Below are 9,786 nucleotides of genomic sequence, written 5' to 3' on the forward strand. Positions count from 1 at the left end.
CCCACCATCTGCTCCATTTCGGGTGTGCCTACGCACTACCGCCGTGATCGCCCCAGGGAAGGGGTTGGCGGGATGTGCATGAGGTCTTGGCCCCACGTGCAGCGATCGCACCCAGGAGGCCCAGGCTTTCCTGTTCGCGTGTGGACACGACCGAAATAGTTTTTTTTAGGATTTTTCGTCGCGCCATTAATCGCCAGCTTGGAGTGCGCCATCGCGGCATGCGCGTCAGGCCCGTGCGTTGGCGCGGCTCATGTCATGCGCCCCAGGACCCAGCGTCCCGCCGCAGCTGCGGTAGCAGTGAGTGCCGTGCCCCAAGCGATATCTACTAAGGTCAGGCCCAACGGCCAGCCCCTCAGAGTGGCTAGGTTGCTGAGGTCGTAGGTTGCATAAGCAAAGAAGCCAAACAGCGCCCCAGCCAAGATTGCGCGCGGCCAGGGCACGTGTGCCGGAGCTGTAAGGCCGCCGGACCAAGCCTCAGGTGCAAGCGCAAAAAGCAATACGCCGGCCGGGTAGAGCAAGTAGAAGACGCCGCCCGCCACCAAGTTGGGGGTGTCTGCCATCAGATGTCCGATGCCGTCGCGGTAGGAGGACTTGGCGATAAAACCGAGCCAGACGACATCCAGGGCCAGCAACGCCAACGCAGTAGCACCGTATGCGGCGAGGTAATTCAGCATGTTAGTTTTGTCCCGCTCCAATATGGTGGTGAATGAATTCATTGACGCGGTTAGGCGTCAACCGGTTTTTAAAATCACGTCCCATAGAATTGTTGATATTGCTCAAGCCGGTGGCATGGGTCTGTGCGGAAGGCAGCACAGCATGTTGGCGTCTTGCACGCCGGCCCGTCGTGCAAGGCAATCATGTGCTGTGGTTTACTTAACTTGTCTGCCGCCGCCTACCGGGGAAGAAAGCATTCGTGCGGGCGATGTAGTCGCGGTAGCCGGGGCGTCGCTCGCCAATGTCCTTCTCCTGCAACGCCACGCCCGAAACCTTGAGAAGCAGAACCGTCATGAGCACCGGAGACGAGAGGGCCCACCAGTTCTGTCCCGACAGCGCGATCAGATAGAGGCCCCACCATACACAAAGCTCGCCGAAGTAATTGGGGTGGCGGGAGTTCCGCCATAAACCACGGTCCATAACCTGCCCTTTAAGGGCTGCGTCGGACTTAAAGCGGGCTAGTTGCCAGTCTGCTACAGCTTCGAACGAGGCGCCAGCTACGACGACACACACACCCAGCGAATCAAGCCAGTGCCATGGTCGCAAATTCACGACAGCAGCGAGAACCGGCCAAGAGACGACTCACGCCAGCGTGGCCTGCAAAACGAACACCGGTACCAGACTTTTCCATCGAAAATGAGGTTCGTTGCGAGTGCGAATGGCCTTGTAGCGGCGATCTTCAGGTTTCCACCTGTGGCGCCAAGTAATGTGAGTCGCCAACCGCACCGCCCACAGCGCTACCAGTGTGACCACAACGATCGCCCGGGGGCCGGTTTGGGAAGCGGCCAGTGCGTAGGCCGCTCCGCCAAGCAGGATGTAAAGCGGCCATGCAGTGTCTTCGATGCTGACATCGTTCTTGCTCAGGCTCACCATCCACGCGCAGAGTGCCAACAGGTAAATCAGCAGCAAGGCTTGCAGCGCAACGGTCAGCATATCGTGTGACCGACACTAAGCCCTGGGCGTAATCGGGGCACCTTGACTGCTGTCAGTTTGGCATCAGCACCGTGTCGATGACATGGATGACACCGTTGTCCGCCGCCACGTCGGCGGTAACCACCTTGGCTTTGTCAACCATCACGCCGCCAGCCGTGCTGATGGTCAATTGCGCGCCCTGCACCGACTTGACCTTGCCAGGCTTGATGTCCGTGGACATGACTTTGCCAGAGACCACGTGGTACGTGAGCACCGACTTGAGCTTTGCCTTGTTTGCCAGCAACTTGTCCAAGTCCGCCTTCGGGATCTTCGCAAATGCTTCATCCGTGGGCGCAAAGACAGTAAAGGGCCCCGGGCCCTTGAGTGTGTCCACCAATCCGGCTGCCTTAAGCGCCGTCACTAGGGTCTTGAAATTGCCAGCAGCCACGGCTGTGTCGACAATATCCGCTGCTTGGGCAGATAGTGAGGCGAGGGCAATTACTGCAGCGGCAAGGAAATGCTTTTTCATAGTGTTCTTTCAAGTGAGGGGAGGAGTACCCCGATGCTAGGCGGCACCGGCAGTGGTTTAAGGGACTGTCGGTATCAGGCCGGCGGCATCAGCACCGCATCGACCACGTGAATCACGCCGTTGCTGCAGTCGATGTCGGTCTTGGTTACGTGCACGCTGCCATTGAGATTCACACCGCTCTGCGTGGTGATCTTCAAATCTGCACCGTTAACCGTTTTGGCCGTCTTGCCGTCCATCTTCATCACATCGGCCGCCATGACCTTGCCGCTGAGCACGTGATAGGTGAGGATGGCCGTGAGCTTAGGCACGTCTTTGAGCAGCTTATCCACGGTGCCTTCCGGTAGTTTGGCGAAGGCGTCGTCGGTGGGCGCGAACACCGTGAAAGGTCCGGCGCTTTTAAGCGTGTCCACCAGCCCGGCGGCCGTCAACGCGGCAGCCAAAGTCTTGAAGCTTCCGGCCGCAACGGCCGTGTCGATGATGTTCTGCATGTAAGTTGTCCTAGTTCGGGTGGGTTGTTCAAAAATGTGTCTGGCGTGACCCAAGGGCAGATAAAACCACTTAAGGAAAGGATGGCGGCTGAAGCCCAACATGTGCGTAGGACAGCACGCTTAGCAGCCATAAGGTTCGATGCAGGCCCAGTGGTTCTGTCGCAATAACAGCGCCGGCACGAGCAAATGTGCGGCGCGCGTGTCGCTCAGAAAGCCAGCGAGTAGAACTTCGCTGCTGCGGACGAGGCTTGGCCATGAGAGCCGTCGAGTTGCCCCTTCTTGATCATGTGCATGGTCTCGATACCGGCGATGAGTGCTCGTGCGCAGCGAAAAGACTTGAAGCCGAGCATCGGCCGCACGATGCGTTTGACGGCCCGATGGTCTTGTTCGACGATGTCGTTGAGATACTTCGACTGGCGCATCTCGATGTCCGCACCGGAGTCGGCTCGAATGCTTTGGATGGCAGCCGTGTTGGCGCCGCTCTTGTCAATCGTGATCTTCTCGGGCACACCGTGCAGACCGATGGCTTGCTCAAAGAAGCTTCGTGCGGCTGCGTGGTTTCTGTTGGCACGAAGCAGGAAGTCGATGGTATTGCCATCGCGATCGACAGCTCGGTACAGATACTTCCATTGGCCGGCGACCTTGATGTAAGTCTCATCTATCCGCCAGCTCGTGCCAACAGGGCGTTTGTGCCGTCGGAACACAGCGGCCAGCACGGGCAGGATTTTGATCGCCCAGCGGTGCACGGTGGCGTGATCAACGACGACTCCGCGTTCGGCCACGATCTCCTCAATGGGGCGCAAGCTCAGCGGGTAAGCCGCGCACCAGCGCACACAGGTCAGCATGATTTCCAGCGGATAGTGCGCCCGCTTGATTACCTTGCGCAACGCCTTGATCATCGCCTTCATCCAGTCGTCAGTTTCGCCTCAGCTTAGCTGCAGCGGCTTACCGCGACAGAACCGCATCCGCGCCAAGGTCGAGCATCCGTTCCATGTGGTCAAGAACCTGTTTGGTCACAGGAAGGCGCGCTATAGAGGATTGGCCAAGAACACGGCACAGTTGTTGAGCCTGTTCGGCTTGGCCAATCTGGTCATCGCCAAGAGGGCGCTGCTGGAGACACACGCCCGAAGTGCGTCTTGAATGTGAAAATCGGCCTCGAAAGAAGTCAAAACGCCGGCCGTAAAGGCCCAAAACGGTGATGTCGGGCGATCTTGACGGCGTATCGCGTTGCGATGCTCAATGTTCAGCGTCTCTCTAGCGCGTCGATGCGGCCGAAGTGGCGTGTAGCTTCGGCCACGACCTTCGCGATCTGCTCGGGCTGCGTCACGTCAAGCGCAAGGGCCAGCGCGCGCTCGGCGTGACCTTCCGCAATGTCCTTGACCTGATCCACATTGCGTGCCGTTACCACGGCGCGCCAGCCGCGCGCGAGAACCAGTTTCGCCAGTTCGCGGCCGAAGCCGGTCGAGCAGCCGGTGATCAGCCAGACAGGGTCGGTTCGATTCATCATTTGAGAGAACTCCGTTGGAAGAAATGGGCCTGGATCAGTCGATCCCGATCATCACGCTCGACCGCCCATGGCCATGGACGACACCGATCGCAAACTGATTTCGCTATTGCGCAAGGATGCGCGCATGACTGCCGCGGCGCTGGCTGCGAAGCTCGGCGTCTCGCGCGGCACCATTGCTAACCGCTTGCGCAAGCTCGAAGACGAGCAAGTGATCGTCGGCTATTCAGCGCGCCTCAGGCCCGACGCCGAGCCCGCCACCATCAAGGCCTGGATGAGTGTGGTGGTCGAAGGTAACCAGACCCGCGCCGTCATCGCCGCGCTGCTCGGCGAGCCCGCCGTCGAGGCGCTGCACGACACCAACGGGCGCTGGGATTTGCTGGCCGAGTTGCGCGCCGAGAGCATGGCGGAGTTATCGAACGTGCTGGAACGGGTGCGGCTGATCAAGGAGTTCCGCAACACCGAGACGAGCATCCTTCTGGCGACCTACCGCTGAGGCCGAGCAGCAGAGCGCGGCCCAGCAGGGATGGAGCGGCTGCAGGCTGAGGTGGCCTGCGGTGCGTCTATTCGATCGTCGCGCCAGACGCTTCGACGATGCCCTTCCACTTGGCGTAGTCCTCGTTCACCACCTTCGAAAATTGCTGCGACGACATCGGCAGCGGCTCGGCGCCTTGCCCCTGGACAGCAGCCTTCATTTCGGGCGTGGCGAGCAGTTCGTTGACCCTGCGGTTGATCAGGTCGACCACGCTTTGCGGCGTGCGCGCCGGCATGAAGATGCCATACCAAGTGCTGACGTCGAAACCCTTGTAGCCCAGTTCGGCCACGGTCGGAACGTCGGGCAGCGAGCTGCTGCGCGCTGCGGAAGTTACGGCCAGCGGGCGGAGTTTGCCTGCCTTGATCTGGCTTATCGCCGACGGCACGGAGGACATCAGCAAATCGACATTGCCCGCCAGCACGTCCATGAGCGCAGGGCCTGAACCTTTGTAGGGCACATGACGTAACTGCAGTCCAGCCGCTTTGCCGAACAGGTCGCCCGCCAGATGGATCGTGGTGCCGTTGCCGGGCGAGCCGTAGGTGACGGTCTCGGGCGCTGCCTTCGCGGCCTTCACCACATCGGCCAGCGTCTTGAAGCGCGAATTGACAGCCGTGCCGATGATCACAGGCGTGTAGGCCACGCTGGCCACTGCAACCAGGTCGCGCGTCGGTTCGTAGCTCAGGTGTTTATAGAGCCACGGTGCCACCACCATGTTGTCCTTTTGGCCCATCACCATGTCGTAGCCGGTGGGCGATGCCTTCGCCGCCTCGGCCAGCCCGATAGTGCCGCCGGCGCCTGCGCGGTTGTCCGCGATGACGGTCCATTTAGCGGTGTCGCCGAGCTTGCTCGCGACCAGCCGCGCCAGGATGTCGGTACCGCCGCCGGGAGGAAAAGGCACGATCATTCGGATCGGTTTGTTGGGCCACGCGTCCTCTGCAAAAGAAGTCGCGGAGGCGCCGCTGAGTGCGAGCGCGGTAAGGAGTATTGATCGTCTGTTCATGATGGGTGCGTTGTCCGTCGCCGGTGATTGTTTGGCGTCAGTTTAAGAGTCGGTCGGGGTGTGGCACATCGCCGTTAGCGAGTGGTGTCTTCGGCGATGGTGATGGCATCTGTTGACGCCGACCGAAAACTGAGCCGATGGGGGTGCGGCGGAATTCTTGGACTGGTTATGGCGTGAGGCCCAAGCTTCTTCGGTAGTCGATAGGGCTGCGCGCGCCCAGAGACATCTTGATCCGCTTCTCGTTGTACCAGCGGATGTGAGAGTCCAAGGCCTGGGTGAACTGCGCAACGGTCGTTGACTGCCAGTTGCCAGGATAGAACCATTCGGTTTTCAATCGACCGAAGAAGCCCTCGCAAGCCGCATTGTCGGGCGATCACCCCTTGCGAGACATCGAGCGCGTCAGCTCGGCATCCGCGATGCGTGCCAGCCATCCCGGCCATTGATAGTGGGCGCCGCGATCCGAATGCACGACAGGCCGGCTGGCGCTGTCGATCGTTTCGATGGCTGCATCCAGCATCGTGTTCACGAGCTGCGCGTCCGGGCGCATCCCGATCGTCCAACTGACCACCTTGCCATCGAAGCAGTCCATCACAGGCGACAGATACACCTCGCCTGCCGGAATGTGGAACTCCGAGATGTCGGTGAGCCATTTCTCGTTGGGAGCACCCGCGGTGAAGTTGCGGTTGACGAGGTTCTCTGGCGCTGGACTGATCTCGCCCAGATAGGAACCATACCGACGCCGCTTGGGCGTCGCAGCGACCAGGCGCTCATGATTCATCAAGCGCAGCACCACCTTCTCACAAATGTGCACGCAGTGACGCCCGCATGCGGCGATAGCCATAGCCATAGCCATAGCCATAGCCATAGCCATAGCAGCGATGATTTCGCTCAAAGAGGATGCGGGGGTCTCGGGGCCGAGTAGCTGGTTCTTTCAGTTGTACAGCGTCGGCCTGCAAACGCCCAGTCTTTGCGCGACCGCTTGTGCGCTTTCTTGTCGGGTGCACAGGGCGATGACGCAGCCAGCTTCAACTCGGGCGAGCGTGGTGACGTCGCAGGTCGGGCCACGCCTGGGGAGCACAACTGAGGATGCAACGCCTGAATCCAGGCACGCAGAGAGTCACGCGACGGATAGCCGAGCGTCCTGGTGGTGGCTGCAATGCAGCGCCCGTGCGCGAAGTAATGCTCGATGGCCAGCGTCTGCTGCGCCGCTGAGTATTTGGGCTTTGTGCGCGCATAGCCGCGCGGTAGATCCGAGCCGTGCTCATACGATTGATGCCAGCTTGTGGGCGCCGAAGCCGGATTGACCCACGCTGCCGACATTTCGGTGACCCTCTCAATGGACTTCGAACAGAGCAGCGGCTAGCGTTTCCGCGAATTGTCCCGGGTCACCCTTAATCCGGCAACACAGGCTCAAGTGGGTCAACGCCCGGTCGGCGCCAACAGACTCAGAGCGCTCTACCGGACGATGGAGTTGCCGGGCAAGTACCCTCTGAAGGACGCGCACGTTGCGCTCGATGCCGCTGTGCTTGCCGCCTATGGTTTTTCGGCTGCGAAAGACGTACTGCAGCAACTGCTGACGCTGAATACCGCTGTCGCGGCCGAACTCGGCGCAGGGAAGCCAGCGTTTGGCCCCGGCATCCCGCCGACGTACAAAACGCTGGCCAAATTAATCACGGCGGATTGCATCGGCGTCTAGCCGACGCTACTGCGGGGTACAGGCCGCGTTCATAAAAATGTGGATCAGGGGGACGAATCGGATAGGTAACTCCGGCAGCTAGTATCAGAGCCACCATGCGCAGTCCAACTCGCCCGCTTCCGCCCGATTTCGGTAATCCCGCACGCTGCCGCTGCTTTAAAACGCCACGTCGAAATCTATACAAAGTATAGAATGGCTACATCCGGGCAGGACAATCCGAAGCTAACGAAGGCCGTTAAGCGTGTGGCTCGTGAATCCGTCAACGTGATCTTTGTTCCGCACGCTGAGCAAGAAATGGAGAACGACGGTTTTGACCACGATGACGTCCTTACCTGCCTTCGCAGGGGCACCGCATACGGCCCGGAGCCGCACGGCAATAGGGGCGAAACCCGCGCCAACGTTGTTCATCGAAATTTATACATCCGCGTCGCCATCGGCGGGCTCGACGAGGTAAATGAAGATTGGGACGCGCTGGCGTCAATCGTCGTTGTCTCGGCAATGAAAGTGACTTGAAATGCGCAAGATGACAGGTACCGGTGTACCTAATGTCCTTCTGATCGACGGTACCGATGAGCACGTCAACGGTGGCGTCTATTACCGCGACCTTGACGGGCTCTATGTCGCCCTCGCCGATGCAATCGCTGCGCGCGTGACGAGCCTGACGCCGGGTGAACTGCGCTTCTTGCGGAAGCGCATGAACTGGACGCAGGAGCAACTGGGGAGCCTTGGCGACAAGTCGGGACAAGTCGCCGCCATGTGGGAAAAGGGTACTCGCCCGGTACCTGTAGCAGAAAGCAAGTTATTGCGGCTGTCTTGGTTGTCCCGGCGCTCGAAGCGCCACGTGGCCGCTGCTGTGCTGGCTATGGAAGCCGGCGACAGTCACTTCGAGCCCTGCGCTTACGTTCTGCGCCATGTTGAGGGCGAGGGATGGCGCGAGGACATCGCGGCGGCGCAGGCGATGGCCAACGCCCAAGCAACGGCGCGCACCGAAGAGGCGATCGCGAACGCCATGAACGGCGCCGCGCGTCACTACACGCACGAAATGTCGGCGATCACGATCGTGTGCGCCGTTCAAGTCATCGCTGCGGACGTTGCGCCGCAACGGAAACTATTCACATGACCACAGCCAAGAAAGCCGCGCCGGCTGGCATGTCGCGACTGTCTCCGGCTCAGTTGCAGGCGCTGCAGCAGGTTCCTGAGCACACAGTCGCGTGGCCCGAAATCGCGGTCGCGATATTCAAAGTTCGCGGTATTACCAAGGGTTGGTGGCGCATCGGCATGCAATTGCGTTTCGCTGCCTTAGTCAGCCGATTCGGCGAGCCGAATCACGAGCACCAGAGCGTGCCGACGGCACTCGTGGGAATCGATAGCATCGCGCTCTTTTCGACGAAGCAAGGCGGCGATCTGGTCTTCGACGCGGCTACCGGTCAGCCGGTGCCAGCGATGGCCGCCGTGCCGCCAGCCGCCGCCAAGAAGGCGGCGCGCAAAGTGACTCGCTCGAGCAAATACATCGAGTGAGTGCGCGCCGGCTTCGGTCGCTCGCCTTCGTTCTGTGCATTACCGTCTCCGCCTGCACGGCGCAAGGCGATCGCTACACGCTGTACCGCGATAGCGCCGTGAACCACAGCCTGCGCATTCACGTCGCGAGCTTCGATGCCGCCGCCGGCATTGACTACAACTGCGACGCCGCTCGCGGGCTCTTCCAAGCGCAACTTTGGCGTTACCACCAAGTTCTGGTGCGAAAAGGGTACTTTCAAGAAGTAGCGAACGGCGGTGCAGGGAGGCATCGCCCGGCCTGTCAGCGCGTTCGCTGGAACCCGGTCGGCCGGTCGTAACCTCGCGGCGCTTCAACGCCTCGGAGAGATTCTCATCATCAATCGCGACGCCACCGTCCTACCGTCTCGCCCGGGTCACGGTGTGCGCGACGTTCCAGCCGCCCGCGACCGCTTCCATCGCGATGAGCGAGACCCGCTCACGTATGAAGGCGTTGCCCGCGGTGTCCTGAGAAAACTCCGCCCACGCCCGTGTCCGGCCGTTGCTCGATACCGTGCCGCGCTCGAAGTCCCACAGGCTCGATTTGAGTTCGTCGTGCGTGTCGAGGTAGTCGATCAACGCGAGAGCGGCCGGACCGGCGGCGCGGAATTTGGGGGCGGTGTCAAAACTGTACATGATCGACAGTCTGGCTTGTGCCGACACCTGATTGGGTCAGGGTTCGGGCCGCTACGCGCTAGGACGCGGCGCCGATGGGAGCCAGTGCGTGCGCGCGCGGCACGAGAACCGTCAAACATAGGCGACGCGCGAAGAAGCAGAGGAGAGAGCTGGCCCCGGAAATCTGAACAACCCTATAAGTGTGGAAACTGCTCCTGCTGGCGAGGACCTCGCCTGTGAAGACTGGAGCAAAGATGAGC

The 9,786-nt window shown here is 60.7% G+C and carries 12 protein-coding genes and 4 pseudogenes; 7 read left to right on the forward strand and 9 right to left on the reverse strand.

Annotated features, from left to right (window positions below):
• Positions 1 to 248: 248 nt before the first annotated feature.
• The 5 genes and pseudogenes from RCH10_RS26470 to RCH10_RS26490 all read right to left on the reverse strand — a co-directional run bounded on the left by RCH10_RS26470 (position 249) and on the right by RCH10_RS26490 (position 3,551).
• Entirely contained in the window at positions 249 to 716 is a 468-nt protein-coding gene (locus RCH10_RS26470; protein WP_409054689.1) for a DUF2177 family protein, read from the reverse strand.
• A 157-nt stretch (positions 717 to 873) separates the two neighbouring features.
• A pseudogene (locus RCH10_RS26475) lies at positions 874 to 1,647 on the reverse strand (DUF1295 domain-containing protein).
• Between the two features lie 52 nt (positions 1,648 to 1,699).
• Complete coding sequence (locus RCH10_RS26480; protein WP_409054690.1) at positions 1,700 to 2,155, reverse strand: fasciclin domain-containing protein; 456 nt, start codon at positions 2,153 to 2,155, stop codon at positions 1,700 to 1,702.
• Between the two features lie 74 nt (positions 2,156 to 2,229).
• Complete coding sequence (locus tag RCH10_RS26485; RefSeq protein ID WP_409054691.1) at positions 2,230 to 2,643, reverse strand: fasciclin domain-containing protein; 414 nt, start codon at positions 2,641 to 2,643, stop codon at positions 2,230 to 2,232.
• A gap of 206 nt (positions 2,644 to 2,849) precedes the next feature.
• Positions 2,850 to 3,551 (reverse strand): IS6 family transposase, encoded by a 702-nt coding sequence (locus RCH10_RS26490; protein WP_409054692.1) that lies wholly within the window; start codon positions 3,549 to 3,551, stop codon positions 2,850 to 2,852.
• Between the two features lie 52 nt (positions 3,552 to 3,603).
• Here RCH10_RS26490 and RCH10_RS26495 point away from each other — a divergent pair.
• Positions 3,604 to 3,783: pseudogene (locus RCH10_RS26495) on the forward strand (transposase); the annotation flags it as partial.
• 115 nt (positions 3,784 to 3,898) lie between these two features.
• Here RCH10_RS26495 and RCH10_RS26500 read toward each other — a convergent pair.
• Positions 3,899 to 4,150, reverse strand: a pseudogene (locus RCH10_RS26500) (SDR family NAD(P)-dependent oxidoreductase); the annotation flags it as partial.
• A 73-nt stretch (positions 4,151 to 4,223) separates the two neighbouring features.
• Here RCH10_RS26500 and RCH10_RS26505 point away from each other — a divergent pair.
• A complete protein-coding gene (locus RCH10_RS26505; RefSeq protein WP_409054700.1) occupies positions 4,224 to 4,643 on the forward strand; it encodes an Lrp/AsnC family transcriptional regulator in 420 nt (139 codons plus the stop codon).
• A 67-nt stretch (positions 4,644 to 4,710) separates the two neighbouring features.
• Here the strand turns inward: RCH10_RS26505 and RCH10_RS26510 are convergent, their stop codons facing one another.
• Both RCH10_RS26510 and RCH10_RS26515 read right to left on the reverse strand, forming a co-directional pair.
• Positions 4,711 to 5,682 (reverse strand): Bug family tripartite tricarboxylate transporter substrate binding protein, encoded by a 972-nt coding sequence (locus tag RCH10_RS26510; protein ID WP_409054693.1) that lies wholly within the window; start codon positions 5,680 to 5,682, stop codon positions 4,711 to 4,713.
• Between the two features lie 166 nt (positions 5,683 to 5,848).
• A pseudogene (locus RCH10_RS26515) lies at positions 5,849 to 6,921 on the reverse strand (IS3 family transposase); the annotation flags it as partial.
• Positions 6,922 to 7,096: 175 nt separating this feature from the next.
• Here RCH10_RS26515 and RCH10_RS26520 point away from each other — a divergent pair.
• The 5 genes from RCH10_RS26520 to RCH10_RS26540 all read left to right on the forward strand — a co-directional run bounded on the left by RCH10_RS26520 (position 7,097) and on the right by RCH10_RS26540 (position 9,213).
• A complete protein-coding gene (locus tag RCH10_RS26520) occupies positions 7,097 to 7,378 on the forward strand; it encodes a hypothetical protein (RefSeq protein ID WP_409054694.1) in 282 nt (93 codons plus the stop codon).
• Positions 7,379 to 7,570: 192 nt separating this feature from the next.
• A complete protein-coding gene (locus tag RCH10_RS26525) occupies positions 7,571 to 7,891 on the forward strand; it encodes a hypothetical protein (RefSeq protein ID WP_409054695.1) in 321 nt (106 codons plus the stop codon).
• Between the two features lies 1 nt (position 7,892).
• Positions 7,893 to 8,498: a hypothetical protein gene (locus RCH10_RS26530; RefSeq protein WP_409054696.1), complete on the forward strand. Its 606-nt coding sequence runs from the start codon at positions 7,893 to 7,895 to the stop codon at positions 8,496 to 8,498.
• Positions 8,495 to 8,896, forward strand: a complete 402-nt coding sequence (locus tag RCH10_RS26535; protein WP_409054697.1) for a hypothetical protein — start codon at positions 8,495 to 8,497, stop codon at positions 8,894 to 8,896. Before RCH10_RS26530 ends, RCH10_RS26535 begins: the two co-directional genes overlap by 4 nt.
• Positions 8,893 to 9,213: a hypothetical protein gene (locus tag RCH10_RS26540; protein WP_409054698.1), complete on the forward strand. Its 321-nt coding sequence runs from the start codon at positions 8,893 to 8,895 to the stop codon at positions 9,211 to 9,213. The genes RCH10_RS26535 and RCH10_RS26540 overlap by 4 nt, the downstream gene beginning before the upstream one ends.
• A gap of 58 nt (positions 9,214 to 9,271) precedes the next feature.
• Here RCH10_RS26540 and RCH10_RS26545 read toward each other — a convergent pair whose 3' ends face one another.
• Positions 9,272 to 9,547, reverse strand: coding sequence for a hypothetical protein (locus tag RCH10_RS26545; protein WP_409054699.1), 276 nt, complete (start codon positions 9,545 to 9,547; stop codon positions 9,272 to 9,274).
• Positions 9,548 to 9,786 lie beyond the last annotated feature (239 nt).

The sequence above is a fragment of the Variovorax sp. GrIS 2.14 genome, from assembly GCF_046115955.1.
Taxonomy (GTDB): Bacteria; Pseudomonadota; Gammaproteobacteria; order Burkholderiales; family Burkholderiaceae_C; genus Variovorax.